Source organism: Bacillus sp. BP-3 (assembly GCF_028401955.1).
Lineage (GTDB): Bacteria > Bacillota > Bacilli > Bacillales > Bacillaceae_G > Bacillus_A.
Genome location: NZ_JAQOTJ010000008.1, coordinates 82,718 through 101,124, shown reverse-complemented (window position 1 = coordinate 101,124; position 18,407 = coordinate 82,718). Strand labels below are relative to the sequence as shown.

The following is an 18,407-nucleotide window of genomic DNA, read 5'->3' as shown; positions in this document are numbered from 1 at the left end:
CTTTTTCAAACTCCTTTCGACAATTTACTGCATGAACGTTTTGTGGCCACATTATATATATGTATGATAGTAAATAAAAAAGATTCATATTTTATTTTGAGCATTGAAATATCATTAACACTCTAAGCTATTATCGTAAAGAAAAACGCAGAAAAGAATTAATTCTTTTCTGCGTTTTGTAAATAGCATAACTTTTTCATATTTGCTTTATTCATTCTCAGTTAGACAATTTACATCCACGGTCCAACCTATCATTGCAGCACTATTAGGCTCTTTCCAAACGTTCATCTTTTCTAGTATAGCTCCAACATTAAGCAACGGTTGGTTTAAGAACTGATCATCTTTAAACATTCGTTCACCACATGCAATGATTCCATCTGTTACGACCACAAGATGATTGGTTCCTTTCTGTAATTCACGAACACCAGATGTAAAACAAGGAGTTGCTGTTGCAAAAATATTTCGTCTACCTATTCGCTCATAAAACTGTTGTTCATTTAAACGGCCCTGTTTACATTGTTGTGACTCTGGTTGAAATAAATAAATAAAACATTCTCCTACTGACAACCAATATATAAACTGGTCTACTCGAAGACAAATGAGACAATCTGTTTTTCCTTGCATCTTCTCACTTTCTTCAATAAATGTTTCATCTGTAAATAACGATAATAAATACATATGCGTATGATGAAAAACTAAATGATTTGGATATGAAAACAGTTGTAGTAATTTCTCTTTTCTCTCACAAATTATATCTATAATAAACTTTGCTCTTTCAATTGTATGGTCTGCATCAAAAATCATCACAAATTCCCATGTACCTTGTGGATCACACCAAGCAAGCACAGCATCTTCATTTGTATTCCCGCTATATAATCCGATAGAAAGAGGACCGAGCTTTTCAACATGCATTTCATTTAAATGCGCTTTTTTATCACCAATCCATTTAAAGGTATGTACAGCCTTCATCCCCATCCCTCGTTTCATTGTGATTATGAGATAAGCTTATATTATCTACTAAAAAAAAGATACTTTTTCGATGAAAAATTTTACAAATAAAGTCAAATATATCTTTACAAACGATTATATCGTATTATACGATATAAAAAAGGAGTTGGAATCATGCTAATCAATAAACATTGGGAAACAATTTATTTTTATCTCCGTCATGAGTATGAAGAAAATTTAACTCACCAAGCCATTCGAATTTTACAAATGATATCTCGACAAGAAGCTCAAACCATTAGTACAATTGCAGCAAAACTGCACCTCTCACATAACACAGCTTCTGAACATATTAAACGATTAATTCAAAAAGAGTTTGTAATAAAGGAGCGTAGCCAGCAAGATGAACGAGTTGTAATTGTAAAGCTAACAGAAAAAGGACAGCAAGCATTAGCTACACACACATTGCTCGATGAGGCGAAACTAAAACAAATAGCAGAGAAATTATCTGAAGAAGAAAAAGAGCTGATTCAATCTGCATTCGAATTATTAGCAAAGGAGGCTTACGATGTCTTTTCTCATTAAAGTAATCGTCTCTGCACTTATTATTGGAGGCGTTAAAGAGATTGCCAAGCACTATAGTACACTCGGCGGCTTCATTGCCGCACTTCCGTTAATTAGCTTGCTCAGTTTATTCTGGATTTCTGTTGAAGGAGGTTCTAAAGAAAAATTAAGTGATTTTGCACTTGGCGTGTTATATGGGTTTCCTGCATCAGCCTTGCTATTATTCATCGTTTATTTAGGGCTTCGCAACTCATTTTCACTTAGCACTTCTATTCTATTCGGTATAGGAGTATGGGGAATAGTATTAGCTTGTCAGAGATTTTTTCAAACTTAAGGGGGCTTTATTTTGATTACACGTGTAGATGTTTTCGGAAAAAAAGTTGAAGTGCTGATTACAGGACAAGGTAAACAAACTGTTGTGATTCAAACCGGTATGCTTTGCTCCTTTTATAATTGGATAGAAGTTGCAAATGAACTTTCTCCATACTACAAAGTTGTCTTGTTTCATCGACCTGGATATGGAACAAGTGAATTACATGAGGAAGAACGGACAACTGAGCAAACCACGTTTGAATTACGAGAATTGTTACATGTTTTACACATTCAAGAACCGATTATTTTAGTTGGACATTCTTATGGTGGTTTGTGCGCACAACATTTTACAATGCTCTATCCAGAACAAGTTGCTGCGCTTGTTCTTGTAGATTCAACGTCTATAAATCTGCATCGCTTAGATGAACTTGACTTACCTACTTTAGATGAGACAGATTCAGATGAAAAATGGATTGAAAAATGTTTATACTACGCCACTTTAAACACTGCTCGATTACAACAGGAAGTTTTGCCAAAACTAACAACCACACAAACGACATCGCCTGTTGAAATCCAAAAACGATTATTAGCTTTTCCAATCTCTCCAGCCCTTTATAAAGCCGTTTCCTCGGAAATTATACATTGGAAAGATTGTGCTCAAAAGATGAAGAGTATGCAACTATTTCCTAACATACCATTAAGAATTATTGGAAGAGATGCTCATCATTCTATCCAACAAGCAGTACAAGATGGTATTCCTTATGAAGAAGCAGTAGCCTTAGAAAACGTTTGGCAAGAACTTATTCATGAACAAACTACACTTTCAAAACAAAGTCAACTTGTTGTTGCTCCTAAATCTGGACACTCCATTGAGGCTGATCGACCTGATATTATAATAAAAGAAATAAAAAATCTACATAACTTGTAAAAAGAAGAGGAAAGCAGGACTGATTTATCAAGATCTAAGTTAAAAAAAGGTTAATAAATTAAAGGACATAACATATTTTATATAACTAATATGTTATGTCCTTTCTTCTTCTACTAAAGCACCTCATGTTAAGAGATAATAAAGTTGTTTAATTTACAATAAAATCCTTTGAAAAATAATAAAGTTCTTTAATTCTTATTGAATTAACCGTGCAGGTTAACTCTCTAAAAAATTTTAATTTATTACAAAAAGAACGAATCGTTGCCGTGCCCCTAGTAGAGTGAAAATGACCTGATTTTGATATTTACGGACATATTTCAATAGTGAAATATGCTAAAATTATCCTATCAATAATTACAATGGGATTATCTGCTTACATTTGCTTGAACAAAAAGATGCAATGAGGCTTTCGATAAAAGTGAATAATCTTATGTATGTTAGGCATATAGCCTAATAAATAAATTTTATATTTTATTATTGGGAGGACGAAATAATGGATTTGGTAAACAAATTTTTAAACGGCTTGAGAGCAGCATTATCAACAGATGAGCTCGAGGCACTAAATAAAGCGTACGGTGCTACAAAAGAGGATATTGATACATTACGGTCAGAATATCCAAATTGTCCAGAATCATTAATCTCTTTACTTGAAAATATTGATGGTACATATTGGCGAAAATATGGAGAAAACAAAATTGCGGTATGTATTTTAGGCTCAGATGTTGAAGAGTATCCATATTATTTGCTTTCTACACAGCAGATGCTCGAAAGTTCAAAAGAAGAAGAAGACGTCTCCTATCTTTTAGAATACCAAGATGACGAGGATGCTGTTGATTCTAAGATAAATCCAGAAGGACTTCTCCCTGGCACGTATATTCATTTTTCAGACTGTATGAACAATGGTGGAACATCAAGACTCTATATTGATTTTAACCCTTCTGATGAAGGTGTATGTGGTCAAATAATTCGCTTTTTGCACGACCCTGATGAATATGAAGTGATTGCAAACAGCTTTGATGAGTATTTACAGGATCTTCTTGATGGTGGTTTTAATTTTCTAGACGAAGAAGAATAATCTCAATAATTTGTAAAGAATTACACTTCAACTAACGGGTGCTTTAGTTGAACAAGATTTAAACAACTTTATTATTGATTTTTGTCTACAAATACATTTAAAAGGTTAGAAATTAAACAACTTTAAAGAGCCTTACTACAATATGATTTGTAGCGAGGCTCTTATATTTTTAAATCAGAATTAAATAACTTTATTATCACTTTACACCTGATAGTTTAAGTGTATAAATTCACAACTATTTGCCAGCTTATGGCTATCCAATTTTAGTTAGAGTATAGCTTTAATAGTTCTTGTATTGGTAAACTATTTGTATTGTTCATCCCAACAAAATATTCTAATTGCCATTTCTGTGCTTCGATAGCTTGTTTGCTAGTGGGATTTTCCCATCTAGGATAAACTCTAATTGCCATTTTTAACACCTAACTTTCGTTTCATCCGCTCTTTTCTACCAAAGATAATATTTCCTTCTTGTAGGGTATTGAAAATGTTTTGATAACGTTATAAATACTTTATATATTTCATAACTGGCATTACAGGGAATCCTTCTTGATCCAGTAATATGTATCTTTTGTTGTTATTCTCTATGAGAACCTCTTGTACCCTCATAGCACTTCACCCCTAAAAAATATTAACGCTCGGTCTAAAGACCTCACTACGCCTCCCGCTATAGGCTATGGGCTACGTCCTCCGCCTAAGTACACTTTATTTTCTGAATATTATATACATACTGAACTACATTTCCAATATCTGTATAACTAATTTTATATGTATAAGAAAAGAGGATATATGCTCATATATTGAACATAATATCCTCTTCTTAGTTTAGTCTATTTAAAATAGCACTGCTTTCCTCTTCTTTTTATTCAAAGTCTTCTTCTAACTCTTCTACATCATAAAACAAGTTCCCAGTACTTACATGAATAGGGCCGTTTGCGACATCAACGCGTAATACCCACGCCCATGGCACAGATAATCTCTCATGCAATGCCCGCCAAAAAGCCATTGACTTTCTTTCATATTCTTCAAATTCTTCTAGCATCTCTTTGTAGGAGGCACCGTCTAATTGAATATTTGCTTCCATTAAACGTGAAAAAGCGTAATGCTTTAGTTCTAGTTCTGCAGCAATTTCCATTTCCTCAGGTGTTGCCATGCCAATAATCGTTCCGTCAGGTGGTAAAATCTCATACACATTATGAACTTCTACAACTTCTCCTGGCATGGATGAAAATCGATTATTTTTCTCGAACATATGAACAGCCTCCTTTTATTAAAAACGATTGTATTCCAGCCATTTATTTCTATTACTGCTGTATCATTTCCTGCTCTTTTCCTCAATCTTCATACATTCTTTACAAAATCTTCTTTCCAAATTTGATTTACTTGAACAAGTTGGCTTTCTGTAAATGTCAGCTTATATATGTCAGGCATCTGTAGTTCCTTCCAAAATGAAAAATCATATTTGGAATCGAAATAATTCATGATAAGAGCCATAATATTTCCATGTGTTCCTATTACAATATTTTTCTCTTTATATTTCTCTAAGATTTTCATTATACAAGAAACTCCGCGCTCCTGAGCTATAACGTTTGACTCTCCACCTTCTAAATAAAACGTGGGATCTTCCCATACTTTTGTAATAGCTCGTTCAAAATCTTGAACTGGCTGCAAACTTAATAAACGCTCTCTTACGTCTTCCTCTATCTGAATTGTTAATTCGAAATGTGCGGCAACCCCTTCTACCGTTTGAATAGCCCTCTTATACGGACTAGCAATGACAACATCTATCGGTTCATTTTTCAATACTTGTGTCACTCTTTCTGCATCTTGCCAACCTTTCTCAGATAACGGTCTTTCCCTCTCATCAGGTGTATATGTAGAATGTGCGTGCCGTACAAAATAAATAATAGTCATTCCCCTATCCCCTTTACTTTATTTATTATTTTTTCAACATATAAGTCGCTTCAATGCATAGCTAGTTGCTCTCATTCTCTTACCAAAACAGGGTTCCTATATTATTTGTAAACTAAACTTATATAAGTTTAGTAATATCATGCTTTACTTAGCAAAAAGCATGATGTTTTATTCGAACACCACGCTTCTCTTGTTTACATAATAAAATTATAAGATTAAAAATGTTACGGATAATAAATAAAATTATTCCCCGTGATGTAACATGAAATCACTTACTTCCTCTTCAATATGGTCTAACTTTGCATTCCCTTCTTTCCACTTATGAATATAACGTGTTACGCCTATAATGAAAGAAACAAAAAGAGAAGAAAGAATAACTCCATATACAGCACTAACCGTACTCATTCCGACACTTCCTTGTAATTGGATTATGATACTAGTATACTCCTTTTTTTCTCCAAATGTAGGAAGTTCATATTTTTGTAACAATGACTGCTCTTTTTTACGAAACAGCTATACCCTCTTGTTGCTGAATATTCTTCCATTTTCTTGTTCCAAAGAACACAACAATAAACAGTCCTAACGTAGATATGAAAATCACAGTGGATGCTGGTATATAGTCTAAAAGCACTCCATACAAAATTGTTCCAAGAGGGATAATTGCAGTTGCAATCGTTTCAATTAATCCAAATACACGTCCTAAATATTCAGGTGCTATCGTTTTTTGAACGTATACTTGCATTGGAACATTAATTGTGATTAAATTCACCCCAAAAAGAATCATAAGGATAATGTAATATATAAAAATCATTGTATTAGATAATGAAAGAAACATTGGCAATGCAATACAAAACAATAAGGCTGATAATATAAAAAGGTTCCTGCGAATCGTCTGAAACTTATTTGTTGTCTCTGCTCGAACGGATAAAATAATAGAAGCAATTAGCATCCCAACCGCAAACATTCCTTCTATGACTCCAAATTGCTGAGAGGAAAGTGCTAATTTTTGAACGATTATATATGGTAGTGAAACGTTAACTGCACAAAAAAAGAAATTCAGCCAAAATGAAAGTTTTACCATCGAAAAGATGTCACTTTTCTCTTTCACATATACAAAACCTTCTTTTATGCTCGTTAAAATATGTTCCTTCTCTTCTTTTTTGTTTCCTTTATACAAGTCAAAAACCATAAATACTTCTATCAGCGCTGCAAGAGCAAATGTAATACCATTCAGTAAAAAAAAGAATTTCATAGAAAATAAGCCGTATACAAGACCACCAATAACCGGTCCTAAAATGGTTGCAAGCGATATAGCTGTTTGATTTAATGAATTCGCTTTTTGAATACGTGTTGTATCAACTAGAAATGGAATTGAAGATGTTAAAGTAATAGAGAAAAAACTTGCACATATCGATAACAGTGCTGCGGATACATAGATGAAGATTAACGAAAGTCCAAATGAAGTTGAAAGTAAAAACATGATGAACATTATAAGAGCGCTTAATATATCAGCTCCAACTGCGAGCTTCTTCCGGTTCATTCGGTCTGCTGCTGCCCCGGCAATTGGTCCACAAATTAAACGTGGAACGGAACCACAAACAAGTGTAATCGCAAATCCCATTCCAGATCCTGTCGTTTTTAAAACGTATAACCCCATTGCGAACGTATAAATATTTGCTCCAAGCATTGATGATAATTTTCCAATCATCATCAAAACAATATTTCGCGTTGCAATTTTCAATCGTGTATCATCTTGATTTTCTAATACACCCTCCATAGAATCACTCTCCCTTTAAAAGTTAAATTGTGTTAAACTTATTATATAATCAATTTTCAGAATTCAGCAACAGAAAGTTTAATTATATTTAACTTTTGTATAAAAGGAGAAGTTCTATGACTACTCTCGGAGAAAAAATACGGACAATACGAAAAGAAAAAAAACTTACCCAATCTGAACTTGCTGGGACAGAACTAACAAAAAGCATGCTCAGTCAAATTGAAAATGGTAAGGCAACTCCTTCTATGAAAACATTACATTATCTCGCTGACAAGCTCGGCTGCGATGCAAGCTTTTTATTAGAAGAAGACGCAAATGAACTTGCTACTCTTGTACAAGAGATGGAACAACATATACAAGATTTGCGTTTTAAAGAGGTATATGAAATCCTTCATCCTATTGTACATGATGCACTACCGTCTACATTGAACGCTGCACGTTTATATAAACAATATGCAAGAGTAACAGCTTATACAGGAAACTACGATGTACAAACGTATATCGAGAAAGCCATCATCATTTTTGAAAAATATGCTTTATATCGGGAAAGTACCGAAACAAAACTTATTTCCTACTACTCATTGTTTCGAAAAAAACAATATAATGAATGCTTACAATTGATTCATTATATTCGTGACGAATATAATGAAAAACATTTAGAAATGGATTTAATCATGCAAATTGAGCTTTTTTGGTATGAAGCTATTCTTTTATTAGCACTTGGGAATTATGAGGAATGTAAAGCTATCCTTTTACAAACACTTGATTTTTCTAAAAAAAATCAAGTGTACTATAAAATGGATGAGTTTTATCGTATTTTATCTTTTCAAGCTATATTTGTTAAAGATACAGAAGGATATTTACACAATTTAGAGAAATCAAAGCAATTTGCCATCTTTACAGAAAATAATTTGTCATTAACCACGCTTCATCTATTAGAAGGTTATTTTCATAATACAATCACGAAACAATATGAAATAGCACTTTCTCATGTTGAAACATATGGAAGGGAGCTTATTATAAAGCTAGAGCCCGAAAAAAACGGCTTCTATTATCTTGAAAAAGGAAAAGCATTATATGGTTTAGGGCGTTATCACGAAGCATTACATGAGTTGGATCAAGTAACAATTCCTTCATATACGCACCATCCAATAGACCAAGCATTATTGACTACAGCTGGCTCTTTTCGTGCACTATGCTATATGCACCTAGAAAATAAAAAACAAGCACTGTATGAAGCACAACAAGCACACAATGCTATGCAAGATTACCATGCCCCAGTGTTCTCTTCTTTCACTGAAGAAACATTACAAATGATTCAAAAACTTTAAACTCTCTATCAATTGGTATATTATCCCTTGTTCTTAGGGAACATAATAGTACAAGAAAACTTCCATCTTGATGATTTACCAATCGGATATAGAGAGGAGTTTGAAAATGAACATTCAAAGAGCAAAAGAAATTTCAGAATCAATGGAACAAACCAATGTAACATTTCAAGGCATGTCTGTTATGATTCAACATGTCGATGAAACAAATGAAACTGCGCGCATATACGAGGCAACAAACCCAAATCGTGAACTCACCGTTCCAATAAACAGCTTAGAAGAAATATAAGGACTCCCACTTCATTTTATTTTGAAGTGGGAGTTCTTTTATGTTCAACACTTGCAGGCAATTCCCCTCTTAAGAAACTGTCTTATTGCTGATGTAAACACAAAAAATGAGAGAATCCTTATTTTTTCTTTTTATTGTTTGATATTACATTCATTACGGTAAATGAAATTAATGTATGGTTCCGAACAAAATGACACATTATTCAGATTTTGTGATAAACTAAAAAGAAAAAATTTATAGTAAGGGGGAAACACAATGAACAAAGCTCCATACTATGCTGTCATTTTCACTTCGCAACTATCATCTGAAACTGACGATTACGAAACAGTTGCAGATGAAATGGTAAAGCTAGCTGCTGAACAATCCGGATTTATCGATGTTGAAAGCGTCCGTAATGAAACTGGATTTGGTATCACTATTTCATACTGGGAATCGCTTGAAGCAATCAAGCGGTGGAAAGAACACGCTGCCCATACAGTTGCTAGAAAAAGAGGAAGAGAACAATGGTATGAACAATTTCATACAAGAATTTGTCTTGTTGAAAGAGAGTATCAAGCCACAAAGGAGAAAAAATCTTAATGGAACAGAAAACAGCAATTCTACTCCTACACGAAATATATGGAATCAACCAACATATGAAGCATGTTATTCAGACACTATCATCCTCCACTATAGACGTGGTTTGCCCAAATTTATTACAGCGCTCCACTCCTTTTCATTACGATCAAGAAACAGAAGCATACTTACATTTTATGAATAACATTGGATTTGAACAGGGAAAGCAACAAATTGACAGTACGCTCACTGAACTTCGAAATAACTATGCTTTTGTTGGAGTTCTTGGATTTAGCGTTGGCGCAACAATTGCTTGGTTATATAGTGAAGATTCTAGAATTGATTTTGTTATCGGATGTTATGGTTCACGTATCCGTGATTACACAAATATTGTACCGAAATGCCGGGCGCTTTTATTATTCCCAGCAAACGAAACTAGTTTTTCAGTTTCTGCTTTAATTGAAAGTTTACAAGATAAAGGTCATCAACTTCTAAATATAAAGCAACTGAACGGAGAACATGGATTTCTTGATCCATTTTCTACAGCGTACAATGATCAAATTGCAGATCAGGGGTATGAGATGATACGTTCTTTTCTTCAAAACATAACAGAGAAGTAGCACCTACTCCTCTGTTATATTTCTTCTTTCGATTCGAATAGGAACCATTAAATAGAGAACGTATGCAAGAAGCATCAAATTGTAAATGATAGGATTTGCTGTGGTGAAAGTGCTAAGAAGACATGAGAATTTTTATTCCCACGTATTTTGAAGTTCATATATCTTCCATTTATAGTTCATAAATGTGTAATATTCCTGAATTACAACATATTCTTTTGTATCTGCTTTAACAACATAAGTGTGGTCACCTTTATAAATAACATTCTGTACATTTTTACCTTCAAATTCGTCTTTTAATCCTTTTTCTTGCAAAATCTCTTCTGCATGAACACGATTTAAAACATTATAAGGTGAAAAAATTGAGATTCCCAAGACAATCAAAATTGTTACAATACCAGTAATACTAATTATTTTCAAATTCTTCATTTTTTCCCTTTCAACATAAAATAGTTTTATCTGTTATTATCTTTCTCTGCACGTTTTTCTCTATCTCCCTGCTCTTCATGAAACTCCACACGCGATTGCGCACTGATGGAATCAAACGGTGTGTAGTAAATTTGAGGCGTCACTTTTTGAACAAGCATTTTATATGTTGTAAGCCCAATGATAACAAATAACAACATTGTAAACATAACAACAGCAATTCCTAAAATGAACATGGCACCCTCCCTTTGTAATCGTTATACTACAAAATTCGATACAATATGAGATACTCCTTTTTCTAAACTACGAAACTTACATTATTGAGAATTTTTTCAGTAAATTCCATTTCTAATTATAAAATCGAGAGAAAGAAACGCAACAAAAACACCACAATAACTCCCGTTAATACAGCCCCAAGTAAACTCCGTGTGAAGATCGCAACAAGAAACGTCGGAATAGCAGCTACTAAATAATCTACTTTCATCGTTTCATACATAAATAACGTTTGTGCCAACAATGCTGCTAATATTGCAATTGGAATATGCCCCAGCCATCTTAATCCCCATTCTGGAATTCCTACTTTACTTAATACAAGCAGTGGTATAACTCTTGGAAGCAATGTGACAATCGCAGCTCCGAGCACAACAAGTAACAAATCCCATCTCACTTCCATTTTTCAATCACCACCCCAATTGTCGCTGCTGCAAGTGTAGCAACAATAACAGCTACGCTATTTGATACAAAGAAATGGGCACTATATGCAATGATCATGGATGAAATAGCAACGCAAAGATGAACAAGTAGCTCTGGCCGATTGCTTACAAGTTGTAAAACAAATAAGCCGATAAACATCGCTGGAATCGCATAATCCATCCCGTACGTGTGCGGATCTGGTATCCAGTCTCCTAAAATGCCGCCAATAATATTTGCAAATGCCCAGTTTATATAACCTGTCATATTTAAACCGAGCATCCACTTTTCACCTATATATTGCTTTCCTGTTACATGCTGCGCTGCAACGCCAAATGTTTCATCAGTAATTTGCGAACCGATCACTACGTTTTTCCAAGCTGATACGTTTTTTAAATATGGAGCTAATGCTGCGCTCATTAAAAAATGCCTTAAATTCACAAAGAAAACTGTAAAAATAATAGTAGAAGCTGGTGCACCTGCTACAAACATTCCAGCCATAATGAATTGTGCTGAACCTGCATAAATCAGCAATGAAATCAACGCAATTTCTGTTAATGAAAATCCTGCTGTTTTTTCAATAATACCTGATGCCACCCCGATACTTAAATAACCGAGCACTGTCGGCAAACAGTCTTTTACACCTTGCATAAACGTTTCATCTTGCGCCTGTAACACTGTTGCTCGCTCCATTCCCACTCCTCCTTATCTTTATATAAGGTGAACTTAAACTGAATCATAGATTTTCACAGCCCATAATCACTTCTATGCCTGAACACACTCCTTCTGTCATCCTCTCACTTCTTTAGTAGTTATAACTATACCTACTAATATAAGAAAAGATTTCTACCGAGTCAATAATATTCTGAATTTTTAATCGGTAAAATGAACTTAAAAGAAAAAAAGAAGATAATCACCTACTAAATAGAAAATTACCTTCTTTTTAATTTCTGTAGATTGATATCCTGTTATTTACTCAAAACAGACGCTTTTTACTAATAGCCCTTCTTAATTTGCAGCATCGTATTTCCATTCTTTTGAAACTCATATGGGACCTGTACTTCTGCTACTTCGCATCCTTTGTTTCGTAAGTTTTCTATGAGCTCGTCTAAAAATTCATACCGTTCACCCTTTAAATCGATACACGGGAAAATTCTAATTTCTTTTTTCACAACGCGGAGCAATTCTTTAATCGTCTCAACATGGAAGTCATAATCGAAGCGATCACCATACATAAATAAAAAGTGTGCTGATAAGGCTATATCAAATTCTTCATCTTGAAAAGGCAGGTTAGGTAACGTAGCATACACATACTTCTCTGGGTTATGTTTCATATCTGCTCCGCAAACTTGAAGTGCATCTAATCGGTGCTTCTGTAAATCTTCTATACTAGAAAAGTAATTCCATATGTAATTATCTTTTGCTTTTTTCATATGCTCCATCGTATGTATTACATCTTGTAATCCTTTTTCATATAATGCTTCCCCATCAAATTGATATACAACATCACAAGCTGTTACATCTCCACCCTTTGCATTTGCAACTGCTGTAAATGAACAAGCACCAGCTGGACAATCTAATATTTTCTTATTTTGTATGTCCTCATTACGTAATTGGAACATATCACAGTACTCTTCAAACGTACGGCCAATAAATACAACTCTTTCAATGTCTAATTTCATTTTCTTCACTCCCTCTTCTTTATTTTAACATAAAAAAAGAAATACCCTATTCAGGTATTTCTTTATCTTAATATCTCATTAGATTCTTTATCATACACTTTATCAAATGTTGTCATTACACGCTGCGATGCTTGAACCATCTTTTGGTTCGTCATTACATCAACCATCTCTTTCGCCATATCTACATTAGAATTCTCTAACATGTAGTTGCGAACAGCGGACGTCCCATTTGGTAAATCAGCAATGTTCGTTCCATCTATTGTAAAGCTTTTGTCTTCATGCTTTACAAGACGTGCTTTCATGTCTCCGTCAACTGACTTCGTTTGTAGACGCGCAATATTTTGCTGTGTCGTTTCATCATAAATGGTACCCTCTTTGCTCACAGCAAGTTTTGCCCCCTCAGGAATACGAATACGCTCATTATTACTATCAAGTACATATGCACCAGATGTTGTTTGTAAATAGCGATCCGCATTTACAGTAAAATGACCATCTTTTGTCATAAACGTTTCATTATTTTTTGAAACAACAAAGAAAGAAGCCACATTATTCGTTCCATCTTCTAAAGCAAAATCAGTATCACTATTTGTAATTTGCATCGTCCCTTGTGCCAAATTCACATGAGTAGCAGCCGGTACAACCGCATAATCAACTGTTCCAACTGCAGTTCTATTTCTATTTACTTGGCGGTACGTCGCATGTGTATCAAACACTTTTGATGTCATTTGATCTGCTTTAAACCCTGTAGTTGGGGCATTAGCAATATTATTTGCATGTACATTTAAATGCTGCATGTAGTTCATCATTCCCATAGAACCAATATATAGACCGTTCATATTGTACTGAATAAGGCTTAAACCTTACTCTTCCCTCTCTCTCTATTTATGATATGTACAACATCTTTTCAACTAAATGTTCAGCTGTTGCGATATGCAAGTGTTGCGTAACATCTTGTCCATCTGTTGTAAATACAATTGGTGCAGTTGAAACAGCTGGAATTTTTAGTAGCTCACCACTACTTGCCGTTTCATCAAACTTTGTAAATATTAATCCACTAATTTGTATATCTTTGAAATTTGCAATAATCTCAACCATATCTTTACTCTTCATTGAAGCTGATAATGTTAAGCAAATATAATCTGGCTGAGCCTGCTCCATCATTTTAATTATACTTTGAACAGATTCTTTTGTGCGATAATTTCTTCCTGCTGTATCAATTAAAATATAATCGACAGGTGCTTCCTGTTTAAAATAGGAAAGTGCTCGGGACAGTCCGTCCGCATCACGTACCGCCAAAACTTCTGCTCCAATTATTTTTACACTCTCTTGCAATTGCTGAACCGTTCCAACCCTAGAATGATCCATTGTAATAAATCCAACCGTTTTATTTTGCTCATATAACTGCCAAGCAATCTTTGCAAGCGTCGTTGTCTTCCCAACACCTGTTGGCCCAATTAAAGCAATCGTTTGTACTTCCTTATCAAACACATTTTCTGTATGAAAATATGTTCTCATATCTTCAAGAATAAACTTTAATACTTCTTCTTCAGTTATGAAAGACGTATGCTCAAACTTCGCTCGCAATTTCTTTTCATATACTGCTAGGAAATGCCCTTCCACTTCATTTTGTTCAAGTGTACGAAGTACCTTTTTAATAATAAACGGTACTGCTGCTCTTTGTTCTTTCTTTTGCCAGGTTTCATCTGCAGTATACGTAGGTGCTTCTACCTTTTCTTCTTGTTTTGCTACAGTTTTCATCACAACAAATCCGTTATCGAACACTTGAAGCAATTTTTGTTTCTTTTGGATCCACTCTTCACTTTGAGCAAATGGCTTTGGTGTATACGGAATGTTATGCGTTTTATTCTCAAGATCATGTAAAATCGATTGTATCTTGTGCGCACGAACCATCTCTTCTGATTGTTCTTCTACTATTTCTGATTGTTCTTGCATTTCTTCATTTTTTTCAGGGAATTTCACAATCATTTCATATTGTTTTTTCCAAAAGAATGGTTTTTTTCGCTTTACTATTTCATCAATAACGTAATAATAATCATTTTCGTGCTCTTCAAAAAGCTTATGATACAATTCACTTTTAGACTCCGCTTGAATTCGCTTTATACTTTCCTTCTTTGCTGTACTTTCCACCTTTGTTCACCTCAGCCCTACTCAATATACGCAATTTGATCTACAACAACTTCAGGTGCTAATTCACTTATGCACAGTACTTTTGCTTCAAGTTGATAGCGATCAAGCAACCTTACAATACCGAATCGAAAATCTTTACGACGTGTTAATAAAACTGGATCTCTTCCCATTAAACGAGACTGTTTAAAGATATGTTGAATTTGATCAACGACATGTGTTTCTTGTTCTAAATCCCAGTTTAATAAATAACCTTGATATGAATTGTTTACAACATCTGCATCAAGTTCTATCGAATCTGAAAACAACGCTGCATAAACTTTTCCATCATAGTTTTTCGCATGCTCACAAATTACTTTGGAAATACATTCACGTACAAAAGCCGTTACGCCATCTGCATGATTTTGATATATTTCTTTTCCATCAATAATTCCTTCCATAATCGTTGGTAAATCCCGAATCGAAATTCCCTCTTTTAACAATTGTTTCACGACATTTTGAATAAGAGATAAATCAATTTCCTTTTTCTTAATTTCTTCTAATAATACAGCGTGATCGTTTTCTAACGATTGGATTAAATCTTTCACATGCTGACGTTGCAGTAGTTCATGTACATTACGACGAATAATTACATCTAAATGCGTAATTAAAATGCTCAGCGGCTCTAATACTTGATAGCCTTTCATTTGCGCATCTTGTACGAGATGCTCTAAAATCCAGTAGCCATCTTCACCAAAAATTGGGTCTTTTGCGGGCTCAGCATCTAAATCTGCCATAACGTTTGGTGTTTTCAATGCTAATAAATAACCCGATTTTAGAACACCTTCTGCTACCTTTGCACCTTTAATCCGAATCACATAACGTCCGCGCGGTCTAAAACTAGTATTATCTTTAAAGTTAATACCAGGAACGTTAATCCCCAAATCTGTAATAATCGATTTACGCATTAATACAACTTTATCTCGAGCCGTTTCCCCATTAATTTTTTGTTTCACGAGCGCGGCTAAATCAAGACCTAGTTCAACAATGATTGGATATTTATCCGTAAAGACACCAAATGAATCTTCCACTTTTTTAATTTGATCTTCATCATTTTGAATCATTTCTAATTCTTTTTGCAGCTCTTGATCCTTTTCTTTCTTTAAGCGCTGCTTATTGGTGTATCCTAAGAAGATAATGCCCCCACCAACAATTAGAAATGGTATAAGTGGCAGCGGTGAAAAGATACCCATCGCAATAAATAATCCACCAAGCGCATAAACAACAACGTCATGTGCCATTAACTCTTTATAAATACCTTCATTTACGGTATCAGATGATCCATCAAATACTCGTGTAACAATAATCCCTGTCGAAATAGCCAATAATAGCGAACCAATTTGGTTCACAATTCCATCGCCGATTGTTAATTTTGTGTAATGATAGGCAGCTTCTTGGAATCCCATCCCTTGCTGCATCATCCCAACAATTAATCCAAAAACAATATTAACGAATAAAATGACGATACTAAAAACAACATCACCTTTTACAAATTTTCCGGCACCATCCATTGCACCGTAAAACTCTGTTTCCATATTCAATTTCTTACGTTTTTCTTTTGCATCTGTATCTGTAATAATGCGCTGATTTAAATCCGCATCAATTGACATTTGTTTACCCGGCAAAGAATCCAGTGTAAAACGTGCCGCAACTTCTGCAGTACGAGACGCACCATTTGCGACAATAAACTGGAATATAATAAGTACTATAAAAATAACAATACCAATTAATAAATTTCCGCCAATAACAAACTGACCAAACTCTTCAATAACATGACCAGCATTTCCATCCGTTAAAATGGCCCTTGTTGTCGAAACGTTAATCGAAACGCGGAAAATCCCAATTAATAATAGTAATGTTGGGAATGACTTTAACTCATCCCACTCTTTAATACTCGTTGCTCTCATATACACAAGCACTGCCATACCAAGTAAAAAGACAATAACGACATCTAATATAAATGTTGGCAATGGAATTAAAAGTGCCACAATAAATGACACTGCTAAAAAGATAGAAAAATAAGTTCTTGCAGAATCTATCTTAAACAAACAGAATCTCCTCCAAACGCGCCCTATACTTCAATTTGTTTCGTTTGAATTAAATAGCGCATAACTTCAATAACAGCAACATATAAATCTTCCGGAATCGCTTCATCTTCCTCAACTTGATAATATATGGAACGCGCCAATGGTCGATTTTCTACCATCGGTATATCTTGTTCACGTGCGAGCGTTCGCATATAGAGCGCTAGCTCATCTTCACCTTTTGCTACAACAATCGGCGCTGCATCGACTAGCTTATCATAACGAAGTGCTACAGAAATATGGGTCGGGTTATTCACAATAAAGGTGGCACCGTCCATCTTTTTTGCAATCGCTCCCTGTAATATGGCATGCATGAAACTTTTTCGCTTTCCTTTTACTTCAGGGTCCCCTTCGTTATCTTTATGCTCTTGTTTTACTTCTTCTTTTTTCATTTTCAAATCTTGTGAATGCTCCCACTTTTGATAAATAAAATCAATAATAGAAACAACAGCAAGGATAACTAAAATCGTTAAAAATACTGATTTAACTTGTCCTATAATTTCAACGAGTGACGCACTCCAATTAAATCCAATCATGCTCACAAGTTTCTCTAAATTCCGTTTAAAAATAACATACGCCACATAGCCAAGAAGAAGCATATAAAATAGTGACTTCAAAATATCAACGACACTTCTTCTACTAAATAATCTCGTAAAATAGTTTTTCGGATTAATACGCGATACTTTCGGATTAATAATTTTTGCTGAAAATAAAAAACGTACTTGCACCATATAATTCAAGATATGAAACGCATAAACGAGCACAAGAATAGGTACAGATATTTTTAATAGAAGCATCCCCATTAAATAAAAGTACTCCGTTGTATCAGTCTTCTTTCCAATTTGATCAAATAGTACTGTAACCGAATTCGCGATATCATATCCGAGACGATCACCGAAAAAGTAAATAACTGTTGCTAAAACAAGCACAGAAAACAAATTATTTAAATCTTTACTCCTTGCAATGTTCCCTTCTTCACGTGCTTTTTTAATCTTCTGCGGGGTGGCTTTTTCTGTTTTATTGTCTTTTGCCATAACCGT

At 34.4% G+C, this 18,407-nt stretch carries 22 protein-coding genes and 1 pseudogene; 8 read left to right on the top strand and 15 right to left on the bottom strand.

Features of this window, described 5'->3' with window-relative positions; translation table 11 throughout:
- Positions 1–207: 207 nt before the first annotated feature.
- Positions 208–969, bottom strand: coding sequence for a protein phosphatase 2C domain-containing protein (locus tag PLX19_RS14485; protein ID WP_272189360.1), 762 nt, complete (start codon positions 967–969; stop codon positions 208–210).
- A 153-nt stretch (positions 970–1,122) separates the two neighbouring features.
- Between PLX19_RS14485 and PLX19_RS14480 the strand changes: the two genes are divergently transcribed.
- From PLX19_RS14480 to PLX19_RS14465, 4 genes are all read left to right on the top strand, one after another.
- Entirely contained in the window at positions 1,123–1,530 is a 408-nt protein-coding gene (locus PLX19_RS14480) for a transcriptional regulator, SarA/Rot family (RefSeq protein ID WP_442869053.1), read from the top strand.
- Positions 1,514–1,843, top strand: a complete 330-nt coding sequence (locus PLX19_RS14475) for a DUF3147 family protein (RefSeq protein ID WP_272189359.1) — start codon at positions 1,514–1,516, stop codon at positions 1,841–1,843. Before PLX19_RS14480 ends, PLX19_RS14475 begins: the two co-directional genes overlap by 17 nt.
- A gap of 12 nt (positions 1,844–1,855) precedes the next feature.
- Entirely contained in the window at positions 1,856–2,749 is an 894-nt protein-coding gene (locus PLX19_RS14470) for an alpha/beta hydrolase (RefSeq protein WP_272189357.1), read from the top strand.
- 493 nt (positions 2,750–3,242) lie between these two features.
- A complete protein-coding gene (locus PLX19_RS14465; RefSeq protein ID WP_272189356.1) occupies positions 3,243–3,824 on the top strand; it encodes an SMI1/KNR4 family protein in 582 nt (193 codons plus the stop codon).
- Positions 3,825–4,087: 263 nt separating this feature from the next.
- Here the strand turns inward: PLX19_RS14465 and PLX19_RS14460 are convergent.
- The 5 genes and pseudogenes from PLX19_RS14460 to PLX19_RS14440 form a co-directional block, all read right to left on the bottom strand.
- A pseudogene (locus PLX19_RS14460) lies at positions 4,088–4,237 on the bottom strand (MepB family protein); the annotation flags it as partial.
- Positions 4,238–4,683: 446 nt separating this feature from the next.
- Positions 4,684–5,073 carry a hypothetical protein gene (locus PLX19_RS14455; RefSeq protein WP_020060554.1) on the bottom strand — a complete coding sequence of 130 codons (390 nt, stop codon included), beginning with the start codon at positions 5,071–5,073 and terminating at the stop codon, positions 4,684–4,686.
- An 89-nt stretch (positions 5,074–5,162) separates the two neighbouring features.
- Positions 5,163–5,735: a histidine phosphatase family protein gene (locus PLX19_RS14450; protein WP_272189353.1), complete on the bottom strand. Its 573-nt coding sequence runs from the start codon at positions 5,733–5,735 to the stop codon at positions 5,163–5,165.
- 243 nt (positions 5,736–5,978) lie between these two features.
- Entirely contained in the window at positions 5,979–6,140 is a 162-nt protein-coding gene (locus tag PLX19_RS14445; RefSeq protein ID WP_272189352.1) for a peptidase, read from the bottom strand.
- A gap of 97 nt (positions 6,141–6,237) precedes the next feature.
- Positions 6,238–7,512: an MFS transporter gene (locus PLX19_RS14440; RefSeq protein WP_272189350.1), complete on the bottom strand. Its 1,275-nt coding sequence runs from the start codon at positions 7,510–7,512 to the stop codon at positions 6,238–6,240.
- A 116-nt stretch (positions 7,513–7,628) separates the two neighbouring features.
- On the opposite strand from PLX19_RS14440, the gene PLX19_RS14435 reads away from it, so the two are divergent.
- From PLX19_RS14435 to PLX19_RS14420, 4 genes are all read left to right on the top strand, one after another.
- A complete protein-coding gene (locus PLX19_RS14435; RefSeq protein WP_272189349.1) occupies positions 7,629–8,843 on the top strand; it encodes a helix-turn-helix domain-containing protein in 1,215 nt (404 codons plus the stop codon).
- A gap of 106 nt (positions 8,844–8,949) precedes the next feature.
- A complete protein-coding gene (locus PLX19_RS14430; protein ID WP_090912300.1) occupies positions 8,950–9,129 on the top strand; it encodes an H-type small acid-soluble spore protein in 180 nt (59 codons plus the stop codon).
- A gap of 255 nt (positions 9,130–9,384) precedes the next feature.
- Complete coding sequence (locus PLX19_RS14425; RefSeq protein ID WP_272189348.1) at positions 9,385–9,708, top strand: antibiotic biosynthesis monooxygenase family protein; 324 nt, start codon at positions 9,385–9,387, stop codon at positions 9,706–9,708.
- Positions 9,708–10,304 (top strand): dienelactone hydrolase family protein, encoded by a 597-nt coding sequence (locus PLX19_RS14420; RefSeq protein WP_272189347.1) that lies wholly within the window; start codon positions 9,708–9,710, stop codon positions 10,302–10,304. The genes PLX19_RS14425 and PLX19_RS14420 overlap by 1 nt, the downstream gene beginning before the upstream one ends.
- A gap of 132 nt (positions 10,305–10,436) precedes the next feature.
- Here PLX19_RS14420 and PLX19_RS14415 read toward each other — a convergent pair whose 3' ends face one another.
- The 9 genes from PLX19_RS14415 to flhB form a co-directional block, all read right to left on the bottom strand.
- Positions 10,437–10,730 carry a hypothetical protein gene (locus PLX19_RS14415; protein ID WP_272189346.1) on the bottom strand — a complete coding sequence of 98 codons (294 nt, stop codon included), beginning with the start codon at positions 10,728–10,730 and terminating at the stop codon, positions 10,437–10,439.
- A gap of 26 nt (positions 10,731–10,756) precedes the next feature.
- Complete coding sequence (locus PLX19_RS14410; RefSeq protein WP_272189345.1) at positions 10,757–10,963, bottom strand: DUF3951 domain-containing protein; 207 nt, start codon at positions 10,961–10,963, stop codon at positions 10,757–10,759.
- Positions 10,964–11,079: 116 nt separating this feature from the next.
- On the bottom strand, positions 11,080–11,400 hold the full coding sequence (locus tag PLX19_RS14405; RefSeq protein ID WP_272189344.1) for an AzlD domain-containing protein: 321 nt from the start codon (positions 11,398–11,400) through the stop codon (positions 11,080–11,082).
- Positions 11,391–12,110 (bottom strand): AzlC family ABC transporter permease, encoded by a 720-nt coding sequence (locus tag PLX19_RS14400; protein ID WP_272189343.1) that lies wholly within the window; start codon positions 12,108–12,110, stop codon positions 11,391–11,393. The genes PLX19_RS14405 and PLX19_RS14400 overlap by 10 nt, the downstream gene beginning before the upstream one ends.
- A gap of 302 nt (positions 12,111–12,412) precedes the next feature.
- Positions 12,413–13,099 (bottom strand): methyltransferase domain-containing protein, encoded by a 687-nt coding sequence (locus PLX19_RS14395; RefSeq protein WP_272189342.1) that lies wholly within the window; start codon positions 13,097–13,099, stop codon positions 12,413–12,415.
- A gap of 62 nt (positions 13,100–13,161) precedes the next feature.
- On the bottom strand, positions 13,162–13,935 hold the full coding sequence (locus PLX19_RS14390; RefSeq protein WP_272189341.1) for a flagellar hook-basal body complex protein: 774 nt from the start codon (positions 13,933–13,935) through the stop codon (positions 13,162–13,164).
- A gap of 46 nt (positions 13,936–13,981) precedes the next feature.
- Entirely contained in the window at positions 13,982–15,247 is a 1,266-nt protein-coding gene (gene flhF / locus PLX19_RS14385; protein WP_272189340.1) for a flagellar biosynthesis protein FlhF, read from the bottom strand.
- A 17-nt stretch (positions 15,248–15,264) separates the two neighbouring features.
- Positions 15,265–17,331, bottom strand: coding sequence for a flagellar biosynthesis protein FlhA (locus PLX19_RS14380; protein ID WP_272189339.1), 2,067 nt, complete (start codon positions 17,329–17,331; stop codon positions 15,265–15,267).
- 23 nt (positions 17,332–17,354) lie between these two features.
- Positions 17,355–18,401 (bottom strand): flagellar type III secretion system protein FlhB, encoded by a 1,047-nt coding sequence (flhB, locus tag PLX19_RS14375; RefSeq protein ID WP_272189338.1) that lies wholly within the window; start codon positions 18,399–18,401, stop codon positions 17,355–17,357.
- Positions 18,402–18,407 lie beyond the last annotated feature (6 nt).

Bases quoted from the DNA above. Each gene is read 5' to 3' on its own strand.
- PLX19_RS14435 (WP_272189349.1), top strand. From the start codon at position 7,629: ATGACTACTCTCGGAGAAAAAATACGGACAATACGAAAAGAAAAAAAA.
- PLX19_RS14410 (WP_272189345.1), bottom strand. From the start codon at position 10,963: ATGTTCATTTTAGGAATTGCTGTTGTTATGTTTACAATGTTGTTATTT.
- PLX19_RS14485 (WP_272189360.1), bottom strand. From the start codon at position 969: ATGAAGGCTGTACATACCTTTAAATGGATTGGTGATAAAAAAGCGCAT.
- PLX19_RS14430 (WP_090912300.1), top strand. From the start codon at position 8,950: ATGAACATTCAAAGAGCAAAAGAAATTTCAGAATCAATGGAACAAACC.
- PLX19_RS14480 (WP_442869053.1), top strand. From the start codon at position 1,123: ATGCTAATCAATAAACATTGGGAAACAATTTATTTTTATCTCCGTCAT.
- PLX19_RS14455 (WP_020060554.1), bottom strand. From the start codon at position 5,073: ATGTTCGAGAAAAATAATCGATTTTCATCCATGCCAGGAGAAGTTGTA.
- PLX19_RS14400 (WP_272189343.1), bottom strand. From the start codon at position 12,110: ATGGAGCGAGCAACAGTGTTACAGGCGCAAGATGAAACGTTTATGCAA.
- PLX19_RS14445 (WP_272189352.1), bottom strand. From the start codon at position 6,140: ATGAGTACGGTTAGTGCTGTATATGGAGTTATTCTTTCTTCTCTTTTT.
- PLX19_RS14420 (WP_272189347.1), top strand. From the start codon at position 9,708: ATGGAACAGAAAACAGCAATTCTACTCCTACACGAAATATATGGAATC.
- PLX19_RS14475 (WP_272189359.1), top strand. From the start codon at position 1,514: ATGTCTTTTCTCATTAAAGTAATCGTCTCTGCACTTATTATTGGAGGC.
- PLX19_RS14395 (WP_272189342.1), bottom strand. From the start codon at position 13,099: ATGAAATTAGACATTGAAAGAGTTGTATTTATTGGCCGTACGTTTGAA.
- PLX19_RS14440 (WP_272189350.1), bottom strand. From the start codon at position 7,512: ATGGAGGGTGTATTAGAAAATCAAGATGATACACGATTGAAAATTGCA.
- PLX19_RS14450 (WP_272189353.1), bottom strand. From the start codon at position 5,735: ATGACTATTATTTATTTTGTACGGCACGCACATTCTACATATACACCT.
- PLX19_RS14390 (WP_272189341.1), bottom strand. From the start codon at position 13,935: ATGAACGGTCTATATATTGGTTCTATGGGAATGATGAACTACATGCAG.
- PLX19_RS14425 (WP_272189348.1), top strand. From the start codon at position 9,385: ATGAACAAAGCTCCATACTATGCTGTCATTTTCACTTCGCAACTATCA.
- PLX19_RS14415 (WP_272189346.1), bottom strand. From the start codon at position 10,730: ATGAAGAATTTGAAAATAATTAGTATTACTGGTATTGTAACAATTTTG.
- PLX19_RS14405 (WP_272189344.1), bottom strand. From the start codon at position 11,400: ATGGAAGTGAGATGGGATTTGTTACTTGTTGTGCTCGGAGCTGCGATT.
- PLX19_RS14465 (WP_272189356.1), top strand. From the start codon at position 3,243: ATGGATTTGGTAAACAAATTTTTAAACGGCTTGAGAGCAGCATTATCA.
- flhB (WP_272189338.1), bottom strand. From the start codon at position 18,401: ATGGCAAAAGACAATAAAACAGAAAAAGCCACCCCGCAGAAGATTAAA.